Annotated in this window: 15 protein-coding genes; 3 read left to right on the forward strand and 12 right to left on the reverse strand. The window is 66.3% G+C overall.

Features of this window, described 5'->3' with window-relative positions; genetic code table 11:
• The first annotated feature begins 83 nt into the window (after positions 1–83).
• Together fdxA and V2B31_RS04570 are read left to right on the forward strand one after the other, a co-directional pair.
• A complete protein-coding gene (gene fdxA / locus V2B31_RS04565) occupies positions 84–422 on the forward strand; it encodes a ferredoxin FdxA (RefSeq protein WP_328275803.1) in 339 nt (112 codons plus the stop codon).
• 239 nt (positions 423–661) lie between these two features.
• The gene (locus tag V2B31_RS04570) at positions 662–1189 is read left to right on the forward strand and encodes a CarD family transcriptional regulator (RefSeq protein WP_328275805.1); all 528 of its coding nucleotides are present in this window, start codon (positions 662–664) and stop codon (positions 1187–1189) included.
• Between the two features lie 203 nt (positions 1190–1392).
• Here the strand turns inward: V2B31_RS04570 and V2B31_RS04575 are convergent, their stop codons facing one another.
• From V2B31_RS04575 to V2B31_RS04620, 10 genes are all read right to left on the reverse strand, one after another.
• Positions 1393–1650, reverse strand: a complete 258-nt coding sequence (locus V2B31_RS04575; protein WP_328275807.1) for a hypothetical protein — start codon at positions 1648–1650, stop codon at positions 1393–1395.
• A gap of 78 nt (positions 1651–1728) precedes the next feature.
• On the reverse strand, positions 1729–2232 hold the full coding sequence (locus V2B31_RS04580) for an asparaginase domain-containing protein (protein ID WP_328275809.1): 504 nt from the start codon (positions 2230–2232) through the stop codon (positions 1729–1731).
• A gap of 12 nt (positions 2233–2244) precedes the next feature.
• Positions 2245–2997 (reverse strand): pyrroline-5-carboxylate reductase family protein, encoded by a 753-nt coding sequence (locus V2B31_RS04585; RefSeq protein ID WP_328275893.1) that lies wholly within the window; start codon positions 2995–2997, stop codon positions 2245–2247.
• A 66-nt stretch (positions 2998–3063) separates the two neighbouring features.
• Positions 3064–3570, reverse strand: a complete 507-nt coding sequence (locus V2B31_RS04590; protein ID WP_328275811.1) for a YbjN domain-containing protein — start codon at positions 3568–3570, stop codon at positions 3064–3066.
• A gap of 57 nt (positions 3571–3627) precedes the next feature.
• Complete coding sequence (locus V2B31_RS04595) at positions 3628–3879, reverse strand: accessory factor UbiK family protein (protein ID WP_328275813.1); 252 nt, start codon at positions 3877–3879, stop codon at positions 3628–3630.
• A gap of 41 nt (positions 3880–3920) precedes the next feature.
• Positions 3921–4472, reverse strand: a complete 552-nt coding sequence (locus V2B31_RS04600) for a TspO/MBR family protein (protein WP_328275815.1) — start codon at positions 4470–4472, stop codon at positions 3921–3923.
• Positions 4473–4500: 28 nt separating this feature from the next.
• Positions 4501–7605, reverse strand: coding sequence for an efflux RND transporter permease subunit (locus V2B31_RS04605; protein WP_328275819.1), 3105 nt, complete (start codon positions 7603–7605; stop codon positions 4501–4503).
• 4 nt (positions 7606–7609) lie between these two features.
• The gene (locus V2B31_RS04610; RefSeq protein WP_328275822.1) at positions 7610–8659 is read right to left on the reverse strand and encodes an efflux RND transporter periplasmic adaptor subunit; all 1050 of its coding nucleotides are present in this window, start codon (positions 8657–8659) and stop codon (positions 7610–7612) included.
• Positions 8660–8755: 96 nt separating this feature from the next.
• Positions 8756–9493, reverse strand: a complete 738-nt coding sequence (locus V2B31_RS04615; RefSeq protein ID WP_328275824.1) for a TlyA family RNA methyltransferase — start codon at positions 9491–9493, stop codon at positions 8756–8758.
• Position 9494: 1 nt separating this feature from the next.
• The gene (locus V2B31_RS04620) at positions 9495–11522 is read right to left on the reverse strand and encodes a protein-disulfide reductase DsbD family protein (protein WP_328275826.1); all 2028 of its coding nucleotides are present in this window, start codon (positions 11520–11522) and stop codon (positions 9495–9497) included.
• Between the two features lie 231 nt (positions 11523–11753).
• Between V2B31_RS04620 and V2B31_RS04625 the strand changes: the two genes are divergently transcribed.
• Positions 11754–13388 (forward strand): alkaline phosphatase family protein, encoded by a 1635-nt coding sequence (locus V2B31_RS04625; RefSeq protein ID WP_328275828.1) that lies wholly within the window; start codon positions 11754–11756, stop codon positions 13386–13388.
• A 44-nt stretch (positions 13389–13432) separates the two neighbouring features.
• On the opposite strand, the gene V2B31_RS04630 is transcribed toward V2B31_RS04625, so the two are convergent.
• Both V2B31_RS04630 and V2B31_RS04635 read right to left on the reverse strand, forming a co-directional pair.
• Positions 13433–13630: a hypothetical protein gene (locus V2B31_RS04630; RefSeq protein WP_328275831.1), complete on the reverse strand. Its 198-nt coding sequence runs from the start codon at positions 13628–13630 to the stop codon at positions 13433–13435.
• Between the two features lie 129 nt (positions 13631–13759).
• On the reverse strand, positions 13760–16302 hold a 2543-nt coding region (locus V2B31_RS04635; protein ID WP_328275833.1), incomplete at its 5' end, for an Ig-like domain-containing protein.

Raw genomic sequence — 16302 nt, forward strand, 5'->3', positions numbered from 1 at the left:
TCCCCGCCAACAATATCCTCATTGACCTTGGCGGCAGGCGGGCATAGCAGGGCCGCCGTTCACAACCCCAAGAGTGCCAGCCAATGACCTATGTCGTGACCGACAACTGCATCCGGTGCAAATATATGGATTGCGTGGAGGTCTGCCCCGTCGATTGCTTCTACGAAGGGGAGAATATGCTGGTCATCAACCCCAATGAGTGCATCGACTGCGGCGTGTGCGAGCCCGAATGCCCGGCCGAAGCGATCCTGCCCGATACCGAGAATGGCCTCGAAAAATGGCTGGAGCTGAACACCAAGTTCAGCGCGGAATGGCCCAATATCACGGTCAAGGGCGACGCGCCCGATGACGCAGAGGCGATGAACGGCGTCGCCAACAAGCTGGAGCAGTTTTTCTCCCCCGAACCGGGCAAGGGCAGCTAAAGCAAACCCGTCCCGTTTCGGGTTGGAATCTGCGCCACCCCGGACATTATGTCCAGGGGTGGTAATTTTGTTACGAATCTGCTAAAAAGGTCCGCAACGGCCGGATGCCCCCTTATCCGGCCCTGGAGAATATACTTCATGTCTTGACGGGCGACGCCGCGGATCATCCGGCTCTGGGCTTTCTGGCTCCTGCGCTCCCGCGACGACCCGTTCCCCCGGTGGAATTGGAAAGGTATCAAATGGCTGCCAAGGCGCTGTCCTTTGACGTTGGTGATTATGTCGTTTACCCCAAGCATGGCGTTGGCCGGGTCATAGAGCTGCAAAAGGAGCAGATCGCCGGCATGGAGCTGGAGCTATATGTGCTCCGGTTCGAGAAGGAGCGGATGACGCTCCGCGTGCCGACCAACAAGGCCGAAGGCGTAGGGATGCGCAAGCTCTCCAGCAACAAGACGCTGGAGGAAGCCATGGAAACGCTCAAGGGCAAGCCCAAGGTCAAGCGCACCATGTGGTCGCGCCGCGCGCAGGAATATGAAGCGAAGATCAATTCGGGCGACCTGGTATCGATCGCCGAAGTGACCCGCGACCTCTTCCGCGCCGACGACCAGCCCGAGCAGAGCTATTCCGAGCGCCAGATTTTCGAGGCCGCTTCGAGCCGCCTCGCCCGCGAACTGGCCGCGATGGAAGAGACCGACGAGCCGAGCGCGCTCAAGAAGATCCTGCGCATCCTGAACGAAGCCGCGCCGAAATATGTGAAACTCGAGGGCTGAGCCATAATAGGTGCGAAAACAGGGGCGCTCCGAGCCATCGGAGCGCCCCTTTTTGTCGATCCGCATGAAGCTGCGCCAATGACGAGCTGCCGCAGGGATCAAGTGCGTTCCCCGGCGCAGGCCGGGGCCCAGTTCAGAGCGCGGGACTGGACCCCGGCCTGCGCCGGGGAACAATATAGCGGCTCGAACCACGCATGTTGGCGTTACTCGCCCTTGGCAGCGCCCGCCGCGTCCTTGGCCGCGTCGCCGACGTCGCTCGCCGCCTGACCGACCTGGGTCGCGGCGCTCGTCACGGCATTGTCCTTGCTGGTTTCGCTGCTGATAAGGAAGAAGGCGGCAACCGCCACCACGACCACCAGCAGCAATATGGCGAAGGTCATTCCGCCGCCACCGCTGCGCTTTTCGATCACGGTCGTCGTCGTTGCCGGACGGTCCTGATAGTCGGTGCGATACTCGGTCATGGTGTCTCCTCCTCGTCACGCCACCCGGCAGCAACAATGCTGTAATATGGGATGAGGTTCCCAAAAGTGAGTGAGGCGTCAGTCCTCCATGGGGACGAACGCCCCCTTCGCCCTGTCCTTCACCACCTTGTCGGCGCGGAACACCGATCCGCTCATGGTGATATAGACGCCCGGCTCCGCCACCTGCGCTGTCGCGAACGCCATGCCGAGGTTGAAGCTGGCGTCGCTCTCGCCGAAGCGCGCGGGGGCGAGCGCGCCGACCAGCACGATGGTCTTGCCTTCGATGGCGTGGAGCTGCTTCGCGGTCTCGGTCATCGTGTCGGTGCCGTGGGTGATGACGACATGCCGCTCCGGGGCGGCGGCGACGCGGGCGTAGATCAGCGCGCGGTCGGCATCGTCCAGTTCCAGACTGTCCTTGCGCGTGACTTCCTCGACGCGGAAGGGCCGCTTGACCCGCGCGATCTCCAGCAGCTTGGCCATCACCGTCTCGCCCACCTGATAGTCCGATAGAGCGTCGAAATAGATTTTGTCGATCGTCCCGCCGGTGGTCAGCAGCAGGATCGGCGTATCGGGCGTGAGCATAAGAGGGTTCCTCTAAGCGCCGCGCGCCATCGCCTCGCCCCGGTCGCGGGCGGCGGTCAGCGTGTCGGTGAGCAGGGTCAGCAGCCGGTCCTCGGCGTCAAGGACGTTCAGCCCCTCGCGCGTCATGCCGCCGGGCGAGGCGACCTGATCGGCGAGCGTGGCAGGGCTGACACTGGCGCGGGCGGCCATGTTGGCCGATCCCTGCACCGTCGCCAGCGCCATGCGCGCGGCCTGATCCGCCGGAATCCCGATCGCCTCCCCCGCCCGCGCGAGCGCGTCGACGAAGCGGAAGAGAAAGGCCGGGCCGCAGCCCGATAGCGCGGTGATGCTATTGAACAGCCCTTCGTCCGCAATCCATTCAGCGAGGCCGAGCGGCCGGATCAGCGCTTCGACCGCTGCCCGCGTGTCCGGGCCGGTGCGGTCATCGGTGAACAGCGCCGTCACTCCTTCGCCCAGGCCCACGGGCAGGTTGGGCATGGCGCGAACGATGCCGGCGACGCTCGGGAAATGACCACGCAATGTAGCAAGCGTGGTGCCGGCAAGGATCGAGACGATCCGCGTATCCGCCGCGCAAATCGGCGCCAGCCGCCCTGCCACATCCTCAATCTGGTAGGGCTTCATCCCCAGCAGCACGGTGGTTCCCGCCGGCAGCGATGCGGGCCAGTCTGTGACGACGCTCACGCCCGCCGCCACCGCCCGCCCGCTGGGGCGAAGCACCGTGACCCGCGCCGTATCAAGGCCGCAGTCGAGCCAGCGGCCGAGCATCTGCCCCGCCATATTGCCGCAGCCGACCAGGAACAGATGGTCGGGCCATGCAATTGCCGCCACCCCTCAGGCCTCGCCGCGGGTTTCGATCAGGCTGGCGGAAATGGCTTCGGCGGGCGACTTGCCGCCCCACAGGACGAACTGGAACACCGGATAGAAGCGCTCGCATTCGTCGATCGCGGTTTCGACCAGCATCTGCGCCTGATCGAGCGTCAGCGTGCCGCCCGCGCCCAGCAAAGCGCCATGGCGGAACAGGATGATGCCGCTCGAAGACCACAGCTCGAAATGGCCGATCCACAGCTGCTCGTTGATGAGGCCCAGCGTCTCGTAGATGGTCGCGCGCTTTTCGTCCGTCACCCGAATGTCGGGCATGGCGAGCAGCTGGAGCACCTGATCCTCGTCGCGCCAGATGCCGCGCAGCTCATATTGCGCCCATGACCCTTGGGTGTTGCCGACGATCTCGTCGTCGCCGACCTGGTCGAAGCTCCAGCCATGCGCCTCGAAATAGGCGGCCAGCATGTCGATCGGCGCGGCTTCCTGACCGCCATGTTCAAATTCGTCGCTATCCATCATCGCCGCGCTTTATCATCGCGCGCAGCCAAAGGACAGATGGATCGCAGCGGCAAGCGATCAGGCCGTGCCGCCCTTGCCTTCCAGCGCATCGATACGGGCTTTCAGCAATTCCACTTCCTCGCGCGCCGCCGCGGCCAGCGCCTTCACCGTCTCGAACTCCTCGCGCGAGACGAAGTCCATGCCGCCGATCCATTCGCGCGCGCGCTCGCGGGCGTTGGACTCGAACTCGCGGGTCATGCCCGCCATCGTACCGGCCGCTCCGTTCACCAGCTTCGCCAGATCGTCGAAAAAGCGGTTCTCGCTCTGCATTGCTCTTGTCCTCATGTCGGGCGCGCCGGGTGCGCCGCTATCTATCTTACTTGGGTTCGCAGCGCAGGCGCGACAAGGGTCTCGGCATCGGGGTTCAGCCGGCCGATCTCATAATTGAGGTAGGAGGCGAAGGCCAGCCAGGCGAGATAGGGGAGCAGCAGCACGCCTGCGAGCCGGCGGATGCGCCAGAACAGCGCCGTGGTGGCCGCAACCGTCAGGAACAAAGCGACGATCAGGACAAGCGCACTGCCGACCTGATGCGCGCGGAAGAAAAGCGGCGACCAGGCGAGATTCATGAGAAGCTGGACAAGGAACAGCGCGATCGCCGCGCCCCGCCCCTTCGCGCCGCGCGCGTGGAGGACGATGGCGAAGGCGAGCGCCATCAGGATATAGAGGATGGTCCAGGCGACGCCGAACACCCAGCCGGGCGGGATCAGCGTCGGCTTGTCCAGCGCGTCGAACCAGCGATTGCCATAGCCGCTATTGGCGAGCTGTCCCGATAGAAACCCCAGGAAGACGATCGCCGGAACGGTAACCAGCGCCCAGCGCAGATAGGCAAGGCGCAACTGACCTTGGGACGCAATCTCATTCATCGAAAGCAACACTCCCCACGCATGTCACTCATTCGGCCGGTTCGGGCGAATCCTTCAGCGCCGATTCCAGCTTGCGGCTGACGGTTTGCGGAGAAACCGTCCGCTTGGCAACGCGCGAATAGAATATGGGGATCAGGAACAGCGTGATGAGCGTCGCGAGGCTGACGCCAAACACCACGACGACGCCGATCGACTGGCGCGCGGCCGCCCCCGCCCCGCCCCGGATGACCAGCGGCACCGCGCCGATGACGGTCGCGATCGAGGTCATGAGGATGGGGCGCAGCCGGCGCTTGGCCGCTTCCCGGATCGCCGCCGCCACCTCCCGCCCCTCGTCGCGCAGCTGATTAGCGAACTCCACGATCAGGATGCCGTTCTTGGCGGCAAGGCCCACCAGCATGACGATGCCGATCTGGCTGTAGAGGTTGATCGTGCCGCCGGTGATCGCCAGCCCCAGCACACCGCCCGCTACCGCCAGCGGCACGGTGGCGATGATAACGCCGGGATGGATGAAGCTCTCGAACTGGGCGGCGAGCAGCAGGAAGACGATCAATATGGTAAGGCCGAACACCAGCCAGATCGCGCTGCCCGTCTCGCGCAGCGACTGGCTTTCGCCCCGATAGCCGATCGCCAGCACTTCGGGCGACTGGCGCGCCTGCCCCTCCAGCCAGCCGAGCGCATCGCCCAGCGACGTGCCGGGCGCGAGCGCGGCGGACAGGGTGATGGCGCGCAGCTTATTGTAGCGGTTGAGCTGACGCGGCCCGGCGACCTCGCGCACCGTCACCAGCGCGGACAGCGGCACCAGCGCGCCGGTCCGGCTGCGGACGTTGATCCGCTCCAGATCGGCGACCGTCTCGCGCCCTTCATTTTCCGCCTGCACCAGCACGCGATATTCCTCGCCCCGGTCGACATAGGTGGTGACACGGCGCGATCCCAACAGGCTCTGCAGCGCCTGGCTGACGTCGTTCACCGACACGCCAAGGTCGCCGGCGCGGGCTAGGTCGGTCTCGATCCGCATCTGCGGCTTCGATTCCTTGTAATCGCTGTCGAGGTTGACGAGGCCCGGATAGTCGGCCGCCGCCGCCATGATCCGATCCCGCGCCGCCGCCAGCCCTTCATAGGTCGATCCCGCCAGCACGATATTGACCGGCAGCCCGCGCCCGCGTCCCAGCCCGGATCGCGGCGCGACATTGCCGCGCACGCCGGGCTGGTCGGCAATCACCTTGTTGACGATCGCGGCGACTTCGCTCGTCGTGATGCTGCGATCCTCCCAGGGGCGCAGGAAGGCGATGACGTTGCCGCCATTATAATCGTCGGTGGAGCCGAAGCCGGATGGCGTGCGGATAACCAGATTCTGGAGCGTCCCGTCCTTCCGCAGGAAAGCGAGATCGTCCTCGATCTTTTTCATATAGGCCATCATCCGGTCGAAGCCGGTGCCTTCGGGGGCGCTGATCTGCCCTTCGACGACGCCCGTATCCTCGGCCGGGGCCAGCTCGCTCGGCAGGCGGGTGAAGAAGAAGCCAGCTATCCCTAGAAACAGCAGCACGCCCAGCAGCGGCAGCAGCGGGCGGCGGATCGCATGGTCGAGCCAGCGGGCATAGCCGCCCTCCAGCCGCTGAAAGCGCGCATCTACCCAGCGCGCCAGCCGCCCGCGCTCGGCGGTCTTGAGCAGCTTGGAACAGAGCATCGGCGCGAGGCTCAGGGAGATGAAGCCGGAGAAAGCGATCGCCGCGATCATCGCGATCGCGAGTTCGCGGAAGAGGAGGCCGGTCTGCCCCGCCAGGAACATGACCGGCACGAATACCGCGCAGACGACCAGCGTGGTCGAAATGATGGCGAAGCCCACCTGCCGCGTGCCGAGAAAGGCGGCGACGAGCGGATCGTCGCCCTGTTCGACGCGGTGATAGACATTCTCCAGCACCACGATCGCATCGTCCACGACGAGGCCGATCGCGAGAACGAAGGCGAGCAGGGTCAGGAGGTTGATCGAGAGGCCGAGCAGCCACATCACCGCGCAGGTCGCGAGCAGGCAGATCGGCACCGTCACCGCCGGGATCAACGTCGCGCGGACGGACCCCAGGAACAGGAAGATGACGAGGATGACGAGCAAGGCCGCCTCGATCAGGGTGTCATAGACATTCTCGATCGCGCGCTCGATGAACAAGGATTCGTCGGTGCCGATCGCGACCCGCATCCCCTGCGGCAGGGTCGGTTCCAGTTCCTTGATGAGCGCCTTGGCGCGCTGCGCGACCTCCAGCGTGTTCGCGCCCGACTGCCGGATGATGCCGAGGCCGATCGCCGTGCCCTGGTTGGAGCGGAAGCTGCTGTAGCGGTTTTCCGCGCCCTCCTCGATCCGGGCGACATCGCCGAGCTTCACCAGATAGCCGTCCGCGCCGCGCCCGACGACCAGATTGGCGAACTGGTCGGGCGTGGCGAAGGGCCGCTCGACGCGCAGCGTCTGGTTCTGGTCGCGCGATTCGAAGCGGCCGGCGGGCAGCTCGACATTCTGAGTGCGCAGCGCATTTTCGACATCGGCCGGCGTCAGACCGAAGGCGGCGAGCTTTTCCGCGTTGAGCCAGATGCGCGTCGAGGGCCTCGCCTCGCCGCCGATATTGACGCGGGCGACGCCGTCGATCGCGGCGAAGCGATCGACGATATTGCGATCGAGATAATCGCTGATGCGGATCGGCGACCAGCCCGGCCGCGAGAAAGCAAGGAAGAGGATGGGGCGGGCGTCCGAGTCGACCTTGCGGATTTCGGGCGCGAGCGCGTCCTCCGGCAGATCCTCGACCACCGATCCCACCCGGTCGCGCACATCGTTGGCGGCGCTGTCTATGTCGCGCGAGGGATCGAATTCGATGTTGATGTTCGACGTGCCGTCCTGCGAGGTGGAGGTGATCGTCTCGATCCCCTGCACGCCCGCGACCGCATCCTCGATCAGCTGGGTGATGCGGGTTTCGACGACCGATGCGGCAGCGCCGGTATAGCTGGTTTCGACCGACACGATCGGCGGGTCGGTATCGGGATATTCGCGCACCGACAGGCTGAGCCAGCCGACCACGCCGACGATGCAGAGCAGCACCGCCACGACGGCGGCGAACACCGGGCGGCGGACGGAGAGGTCGGACAGCTGCATCGCGTCAGCCCGCGCGCCGGGATACGCCGGGTTCCGCCTTGTCGCCCGCCAGCCGGACCTTGATGCCGTCGCGCAACTTCACGACGCCCTCGGTCACGATCCGCTGCCCCGGCTTCACCCCGCCGGTGATTTCGACAAGGCCGTTCTGGCGGATGCCGGTGTCGACCTTCACGCGCTTTGCCTCCCGCCCTTCCAGCACGAACAGGAAGCGATCCTCGCCATCGCCCACAACGGCCAGCTCAGGGGCGGCGAGGGACTGGTGCTGGCGCGCGGCGACGGTGACGGTCAGCAACATGCCGGGCTTGAGCGCGCGATCGGGATTGGGCAGGATCGCGCGGACGCGCACCGCGCGGGTCGCCGGGTCGATGACGGGATCGATGGTGGCGATCGTCCCGGCAAAGGGGCGGTCGGGGAAAGCGGCGGAGACGGCGCGGATCGCCATCCCTTCGCGGATCATCGCCAGCCGCGTTTCGGGCACGGTGAAGTCGAGCTTGATGCGGCTGAGGTCGCTGACCGTCGCGATCGCTGTCCCGGCCGGGATGATCGCGCCGGCGGAAATGGTGCGCAGGCTCACATAGCCGGAAAAGGGCGCGCGGATCACCCGGTCGCCGATCGCCGCGCGCGACTGGTCGGCCGCCGCCTTCGCCGCATTGGCGAGCGCGAGCTGCTGGTCGAGCGAGGCGGCGGTGGCGAAGCCGCGCGCCTTCAATGCCTGCACCCGGTCGAGCTGCTGTTGCGCCTGCCGCGCCTGCGCCTGCGCGGCGGCAAGCTCCGCCTGTTCCTGCGCCACCGCCATGCGCGCGACCACCTGGCCCTGGCGCACATAGCCGCCATCGGCGAAGTTCAGCGACTCGACCCGCTCCGTGACGGGGGCGGAGAGCACCACCTGCTCATTGGCGAGCGCGGTGCCCACCGCTTCGATGGCGTCGGTGAAGGTCGCGCGCGCGATCGGCGCGGCGCTTACCAGAGGCGGGGCGCTGGGCTTGCGGTCGGGCTGGCCGCCGCAGCCGGCGAGGCAGAGCAGGGTCGCGGGGAAAAGCAACAGGGAACGCATGGTCGCGGGCTATCGGGCCTTGGGCAAGGATACAAGACGGCCCTTTGTGCCGGCCTGTATCAAATCGTATCGGCCATGAAAACGAACCGTGGCCGCTTATCCGCCAAGCCGGGCGTGGAGCAGGAATTCGACATTGCCCTGCGGCCCGGTGATCGGGCTGTGCGTGAGACCAGCGACGGTCCAGCCCTTGCTGGCGACCCAATCCTGCACCTCGGCGCAGACCCGATCATGCACGGCGGGATCGCGCACCACGCCATTCTTACCCACTTCCTCGCGCCGCGCCTCGAACTGCGGCTTGATGAGGGCGACGAGATGCGCGCCGGGGCGGGCGAAGCCGATGGGCCGCTCCAGCACCTTGGCGAGGCTGATGAAACTGGCGTCGCAGACGATGATGTCGACGGCTTGCGGGATATGGGCATCGGTCAGGATGCGGGCGCTGGTCTGTTCGTGGACGATGACGCGGTCGTCGGCGCGCAGCTTCCAGGCGAGCTGGTTGGTGCCGCTGTCCACCGCATAGACGCGCGCCGCGCCGTTCGTCAGCAACACGTCGGTAAAGCCGCCGGTCGAGGAGCCGACATCGATCGCCACCATGCCCGTCACGTCGATGGCGAAGGCGTCGAGCGCATGGGCGAGCTTGATGCCGCCGCGCGAGACCCAGGGATGGTCGCGCCCGCGCACGTCGAGCTGTGCGTCGGCCGCCACCTGCTGCCCCGCTTTCTCGACCTTGCGATCGCCGAGATAGACGAGCCCGGCAAGGATCAGCGCCTGGGCGCGCGCCTTGCTTTCGGCGAGGCCATTGTCGACGAGCAGCTGGTCGGCGCGGACCTTTGCCATGTCAACGCACCAGATCGGTGAGGGTCGATGGCGTCAGCAACTGCGGCAGGGTCTGCGCCTCCTTGCCCGGCGCATACCAGAGATAGAGGGGGACGCCGGAGCGGCCCTGGCTTTCGAGGAAGCGAGTGATGGCGGGGTCGGCATTGGTCCAGTCGCCCACCATCACCGTGACGCCGGCCTTGTCGAACGCCGCGCGGGTTTCGGCGCGGTCGATCGCGGCGGCTTCATTGGCCTTGCAGGTGAGGCACCAGTCGGCGGTGAAATAGAGAAAGACCGGCTTGTTGGCGGCGCGCAGCCGGTCGAGGTCGCGAACAGCGAACGGAACAGCTGAATCGCCTTTCGCCTGCGCCGCTGGAGCGCTCGCCGGCAGGGCCAGAGCCGCGCCCGCCAGCAGCGCCAGCGCCGCAACGCCAACGATTATACCGCCGCCCCGCCCCGCCCGCTGCCGCCCGCCCAGCCACCAGAGCAGCAGCGCCAGCAGCAGCGCCGCGCCAAGGCCGATGGTCATGCCGGGGACGCCCCTTTGCTGCCCCAGCAGCCAGGCGAGGCCGAGCGCGGTCAAGAACATCGGCAAGGCAAGGGTTTTCTGAAAGCGACCCATCCATGCCCCAGGCTTCGGCAAACGACTGCGAAACGCCGGCACATAGGCGAGCAGCAGGAAGGGCAGCGCAAGCCCCAGCCCCAACCCGGCGAACACCGCCAGCGCGGCAGCAAGCGGCAGCAGCAGCGCCGCGCCCATCGCCGCGGCCATGAACGGTCCGGTGCAGGGGGTCGCGACGAAGGCGACCAGCGCGCCGGTCCAGAATGCGCCGGCCAACCCGCCCCTGCCCGCAAGCCGCTCGCCGCCGCCGAACGCGGCGAGATCGAACAGCCCGGCGAGGTTGAAGGCGATGGCGGTCACCAGCAGCAGCAGCGCGAGGATGATGCGCGGGTCTTGAAGCTGGAACGCCCAGCCGACCGCCCCGCCCGCCGCGCGCAGGCCGAGCAGCAGGCCGCCCAGCGCAAGGCAGGTGAGGATGATCCCCGCCGCATAGGCCAGCGCCTCCCTCCGCACGACGCGCTCATCGCCCCCGGCTTTCGCCAGCTTCATCGCCTTGAGGCCAAGGATCGGAAACACGCAGGGCATGATGTTGAGCAGCAAGCCGCCCAGGATCGCGCCGCCGAGCGCAACGAGGATCGCGGACCATTGCCCCGGCCCCGCTGCCTCGGGGACGGCTCCGGGGCGGGCGGTCAGCAGGAAACCGACATGATCGCCGGTGCGCAGCACCGCCTGCGCCTTGTCGCCCTTGGGCGCTTCCGCCGCGTCGGTCTCGATGAGCAGCCGGTCGCCTTCGCGCGAAACCGTCTGCGGCGCGGCGTAGCGAGCCAGCCCTTCGGCGAGCGGGAAGAGATGCACCGCGCTCGCCGGTGCGTCGGCCGGGAACGGCACGGACAGGCGCAGCTTGCCGTCCTTGACCGCATAGGTCGCCTCCGACCCGAGCGGCCGGGGCAGACGGGTTCGCCACGCATCGAAGCGATTTCGTTCCGCATCCGAAACAATGCCCTCGCCCGCGACCAGATCGAGCGCGAGGTCGCCGCTTTCGGGCACGCACACCTTGTCGGTGCAGGCGAGCCAGTTCGCCTTCGCCCGCACCAGCAGGCGCGTGCCGGGCGCGACATCGGCCGCGACCTTCAGCGTCGCCAGCACCGCATAGGGGCCTTCATAGACATGGTTCATCAGGCCCGCGATCAGCAGCGTCTCTGGCACCGGATAGCGCAGCGGGCCGACGCTGACGCCCTTGGGAAGCGTCCATTCGACCGTCATGCCAAGGCCCGCGTCGCCCGGATTTTCCCAATAGCCGTGCCACCCCTTCTCCGGGTTCATGGCGAAAGCGATAGTCGTGCCCTCGCCCGCCTTGGGCGAAGCGCTTTCCGCCGCCAGCCGCGCGGCGATATGCGCCGGCCCGCCGCCGAAGGCGCCCTGCGCATAAGCGGCCGGAAGCCCCGCGAGCAGCGCGACTGTCATCAGAATGACGTGAAAAATCCGCATCGGGCCTCTGGTCGGCTGGATGATTGCGGGCTAGGTCGCTGGTCATCCGCCGTCAAGGCCGCTGGCAGCGCCGACGCTCCGATGATCCCCCATCCTCCCCTGGAAGGGGAGGGGGACCATTTGCGGAGCAAATGGTGGAGGGGTGTCGCCCTCTCGATAGGCTGACACCCCTCCGTCAGGCGCTGCGCGCCTGCCACCTCCCCTTCCAGGGGAGGATATTAGTGGGATGATATGATGAAGAAACTCGCCGCCGCCCTCCTGTTCGCTTCCGCCGCGCCGCTGGCGGCGCAGAGTCCCGCCCCGCCCAAACTCATCGTCGCGATCAGCGTCGATCAATTCTCCGGCGATCTGTTCAGCGAATATCGCCAATATTATAGCGGCGGCCTGAAGCGCCTCACCGAACACGGCGCGGTGTTCCCGCGCGGCTATCAGAGCCATGCCGCTACCGAGACCTGTCCCGGCCATTCGACCATCCTGACCGGCAGCCGCCCGTCGCGCACCGGCATCATCGCCAACACCTGGTTCGACCTCTCCACCGCGCGCGCCGACAAGGCGGTCTATTGCGCCGAGGACGAGACCCAGCCGGGGACCAACAGCGACGCCTATGTCGCCTCGCCGATCCACCTCAAGGTGCCGACGCTCGGCGGCCGGATGAAGATCGCCAATCCCGCGACCCGCGTGGTGTCGGTGTCGGGCAAGGACCGCGCGGCGATCATGATGGGCGGGCCGACCGCCGACCAGACATGGTGGATGAGCGGCGCGCAGGGGTTCGTGAGCTATAAGGGCATTGCCGTCCCGCCGCTGGTGGCGAAGGTGAACGCGGCTCTGGCCGAGCAACTGGCGCGGCTGAGCGCGGGCTACGACCTGCCGCCGCAATGCGCCGCGCGCGATTTTCCGGTTTTGATCGGCGCGGGCAAGACGGTGGGCACTGGCCGCTTCGCGCGCGAGGCGGGCGATTACAAGGCATTCCGCGCCTCGCCCGAGCAGGATGCCTATACGCTGGTGCTGGCGGCCGCGGCGGTCGAAAGCATGGGCCTTGGCAAACAGGCGCAGACCGACATCCTCTCGATCGGCCTGTCGGCGACCGACTATATCGGCCACACCTACGGCACCGAAGGAACCGAAAGCTGCATCCAGATCGACCGGCTGGACAAGGAGCTGGGGTCATTCTTCGATCGGCTCGACCGCGACGGGATCGACTATATGGTCGTGCTGACCGCCGACCATGGCGGCCACGATCTGCCCGAGCGCTATCGGGAAAATGGCATCCCGACGGCGGCGCGGGTCGATCCGGCGCTGACGCCCAAGGCGCTGTCGGCGACGATCGGCGAGCGGACCGGGCTGGCCGGGCGCAAGCTGATCTGGGGCGACGGGCCGGCGGGCGATCTTTACTTCGACAAGGGCCTGAACGCCGCGCAGCGCGCGACAGTGGAAGCCGAGACGCTCAAGCTCCTGCGCGCCCATCCGCAGGTCGAGCGTGTCTTCACGAAGGCGGAGATCGCCGCCGCCCCTGCCCCCTCCGGCCCGCCCGAAAGCTGGAGCCTGCTCCAGGAAGCGCGCGCGAGTTTCGATCCCGCGCGGTCGGGCGACCTTCTGCTGATGCTGAAACCCCGAATCACCCCGATCCCCGATCCGACCAAGGGCTATGTCGCGACCCATGGTTCCCCCTGGGACGCCGATCGCCGCGTGCCGATCCTGTTCTGGCGGAAGGGGATGCGGCCCTTCGAGCAGCCCATGGGCGTGGAGACGGTGGACATCATGCCGACCCTCGCCGCTGTGATCGGGCTGCCTGTCCCGGCGACCGAAATAGACGGGCGATGCCTCGATCTGGTGGCGGGCGAAGGGGATAGCTGCGCGGCGCGATAACGCCAAACAGCTGTCCCACTCGCTGTTCGCTTTAGGCCGCTAGGCTAGAAAAGGCTCCCATCGACATCGGGTTCGGGATCGTCGTGCATCCCCCTGGTCTGGATCGCCATTTCCACCTCCCCGGCCAGCAGCGCAGCATCATTGCCGGTAAAGCCGCTATCGGCGTCGATCACCTCGTCAAGACGGAAGCGGCCGACGAACAACTGGAACCGCTCCAGGGCTTCGTTCAATTCGTCCGGCACGGGCCTGCTCCTGCAAGAGGGTGATACCGCGCCAACGAAGGGCGGCCAGCTTTGTGCCGTGCGGCGGAACGAGGTGGGGCCTGTTTGCATGATCCGCAAACAGGCCCCGCCCTGGCTTGCCTTCCCCGGTCAGCCGAGGATGAAGTCCGCGCTGGTCAGCGCCAGACCGGTGCCGATCGTGGCGAACACCACCGCCGCGCCGCTGCCCGAACCGTCGGCATCGTAGAATAGCTGCCCGGTTGCACTGTTATAGATGATCCGATCCGATGCATCGGCCGCCGCCGCGCCGATCGCGAAGGCATCCGCCTGCAGCACGCCCGCCGGCTCCGCCGCCGCGAAGATGGCGGAAGCAAGCGAGATTGTATCGTCGACGACGCTGAAGTCGGTGATGGTATCGACGTTACTGGCCCCGAGCGCCGTCGAGAAACGGAACTGGTCCGCCCCCGCGCCGCCGGTCAAAATGTCGGCCGCAAGCCCACCGTCAAGGATGTTGTTGCCGCTATTGCCGATCAGCTCGTTCGCCTTGGTGTTGCCGGTCGCGTTGATGTTGGCCGTGCCGGTCAGCGTCAACTGCTCGATGAGCCGTCCCGTTAATCCATAGCTGACCGAACTGAAGATGCGGTCGAAGCCTTGCACCTCGACATCGACCACCCTGTCGCCGGCATTGTCGACATAATAGGTGTCGTCGCCAGCCCCACCTGCTATGGTGTCCGCTCCAGCGCCGCCGATCAGCGTGTCTGCGCCGATTCCGCCATTCAGCGTATCATTGGCTGCGCCTCCGGTAATGACATTGTCGAGGTCATTGCCTGTCAACGTTTGCGCTGTGGTAGCCGTGCCGGTCAGATTTTCGACATTGGCGCCCAGCGTGTAGCTAGCAAGGCCGGTCCGCACCTCGTCAATGCCCTGGCCTGTCAGTTCCACCACCGCGTCGCCAACGACATCGACGACATAGACGTCGTTGCCTTGACCGCCTTCCATGTGGTCAGCGCCCGTCCCGCCGTTCAGCACATTGTTGCCGCTGTTGCCGATCAGCGTGTTGGCGTAGGTGTTGCCGGTCGCGTTGATATTGTCGCTGCCGGTCAGCACAAGTGTTTCGATGTTGCGGCCGCTCAGCCCGTAGGAAACCGAACTGTAAATGAGGTCATTGCCCTGCCCGGTCGCCTCCACGACCTTATCACCTACATTGTCGACAAAATAAATGTCGTCCCCGAGACCGCCGGTCAGCGTGTCCGCTCCCCCGCCGCCATTGAGGATGTCGTTGGCAGCACCAGCGAGGATGGTGTTGGCAAGCGCGTTGCCGGTCAGCGTCTGACCTGTCAGCGCGGTGCCGGTCAGATTTTCGACGTTGGCGGCCAAGATGTACGCGGCCAGATCGGTTTTGACCTCGTCGATGCCCTGACCTGTCAACTCCACAACCACATCCCCGGCAGCATCCACGATGAAGGCATCGTTGCCCTGTCCGCCCTCCATCTGATCGGCCCCGGCGCCGCCATTCAGTACATTGTTGCCGCTGTTGCCGACCAGACGGTTGGCGTTGGTGTTGCCGGTCGCATTGATATTGCCGTTGCCCGTCAGGACCAACGTCTCGATGTTACGGCCATTCAGGCCGTAGGAGACCGAGCTGTAGATGAGGTCGTTGCCCTGCCCGGTCGCCTCCACGACCCTGTCGCCAACATTGTCGACATGATAAACGTCGTCACCCAGTCCGCCTGCAAGGATGTCCGCCCCAGCGCCGCCATTCAGCACGTTCGCGCCATTGTCCCCCGTCAACTGATCCGCGCCGCTGCCGCCGATCAGATTTTCGATGTTGCGCAGCACGTCTTCGGCGATGCCGCCGACCGAGACCGTTGAATTGACGGCACCCTGCAAGGTGACCACCACCGATTCCAGCTTGTCGCTATAGTCGGCCGTGTCGACGCCGGCGCCGCCGTCGATGATGTCGGCGCCGCCCAGACCCTTGATGACATCGTCACCCGCACCACCGACGATCGTTTCGGCCGCGGCCGTCCCGGTGACATTCTCCGGATCGACATTGAGGATCGAGACCATGATCGTGCGGTCGAAGTGACCGCCCTGGCCGTCGGACACGCGGATGGTGACGCTATGCTGCCCGGCTTGTTCATAGTCGGTCAGCACAGCCCCGGCCACAAGCTTCCCATCGACGATGGCAAAGCGACCGCCGGCATCGTCGATCAGGCTGTAGCTGAGCGCATCGCCATCCGGATCGGACCCGCCGAGCTGGCCGATGAGCGTGCCGGCAGCGGCATATTCGGCCAGCTGGGTGCCGTCGATCGACAGGGCCGTCGGCGCATCGTTCGCACCCGTCACGGTGATCGTCAGCGTGGCGGTCGATGTCGCGCCATGCTGGTCCTTCACCATATAGTGGGCCACGACATCCTGCGTCGCGCCGGCCTTAAGCGACTGATAAGCCGCATTGCCGGCGTCGAAGCTCCAGCTGCCGTCGCTATTGAGGGTGAGCCCCGCTACCGGCGTGTCGAGCGTGTAGGTAAGCAGCGCGTCGAGATCCTGATCGAGCGCCGCCAACGTGCCGCTTGTGCTGGCGTCCTCGACAACCGAAGCCGTGCGGTCGAACGCAACCGGTGCCTCGTTCACGTCGGTGACATTGATCGTCACAGCCCGGTCGGTGCTGGTGCTGCCCTGCTTGGCGGTGA

The organism is Sphingobium sp. (assembly GCF_036170395.1).
Taxonomy (GTDB): Bacteria; Pseudomonadota; Alphaproteobacteria; order Sphingomonadales; family Sphingomonadaceae; genus Sphingobium.

What these genes read in the sequence shown, in the direction of transcription:
- V2B31_RS04620 (WP_328275826.1), bottom strand. Translation starts at nt 11,522, where the DNA reads ATGCGGATTTTTCACGTCATTCTGATGACAGTCGCGCTGCTCGCGGGG.
- fdxA (WP_328275803.1), top strand. Translation starts at nt 84, where the DNA reads ATGACCTATGTCGTGACCGACAACTGCATCCGGTGCAAATATATGGAT.
- V2B31_RS04625 (WP_328275828.1), top strand. Translation starts at nt 11,754, where the DNA reads ATGATGAAGAAACTCGCCGCCGCCCTCCTGTTCGCTTCCGCCGCGCCG.
- V2B31_RS04585 (WP_328275893.1), bottom strand. Translation starts at nt 2,997, where the DNA reads ATGCTCGGCCGCTGGCTCGACTGCGGCCTTGATACGGCGCGGGTCACG.
- V2B31_RS04570 (WP_328275805.1), top strand. Translation starts at nt 662, where the DNA reads ATGGCTGCCAAGGCGCTGTCCTTTGACGTTGGTGATTATGTCGTTTAC.
- V2B31_RS04610 (WP_328275822.1), bottom strand. Translation starts at nt 8,659, where the DNA reads ATGCGTTCCCTGTTGCTTTTCCCCGCGACCCTGCTCTGCCTCGCCGGC.
- V2B31_RS04580 (WP_328275809.1), bottom strand. Translation starts at nt 2,232, where the DNA reads ATGCTCACGCCCGATACGCCGATCCTGCTGCTGACCACCGGCGGGACG.
- V2B31_RS04600 (WP_328275815.1), bottom strand. Translation starts at nt 4,472, where the DNA reads ATGAATGAGATTGCGTCCCAAGGTCAGTTGCGCCTTGCCTATCTGCGC.
- V2B31_RS04615 (WP_328275824.1), bottom strand. Translation starts at nt 9,493, where the DNA reads ATGGCAAAGGTCCGCGCCGACCAGCTGCTCGTCGACAATGGCCTCGCC.
- V2B31_RS04575 (WP_328275807.1), bottom strand. Translation starts at nt 1,650, where the DNA reads ATGACCGAGTATCGCACCGACTATCAGGACCGTCCGGCAACGACGACG.
- V2B31_RS04605 (WP_328275819.1), bottom strand. Translation starts at nt 7,605, where the DNA reads ATGCAGCTGTCCGACCTCTCCGTCCGCCGCCCGGTGTTCGCCGCCGTC.
- V2B31_RS04590 (WP_328275811.1), bottom strand. Translation starts at nt 3,570, where the DNA reads ATGATGGATAGCGACGAATTTGAACATGGCGGTCAGGAAGCCGCGCCG.
- V2B31_RS04595 (WP_328275813.1), bottom strand. Translation starts at nt 3,879, where the DNA reads ATGCAGAGCGAGAACCGCTTTTTCGACGATCTGGCGAAGCTGGTGAAC.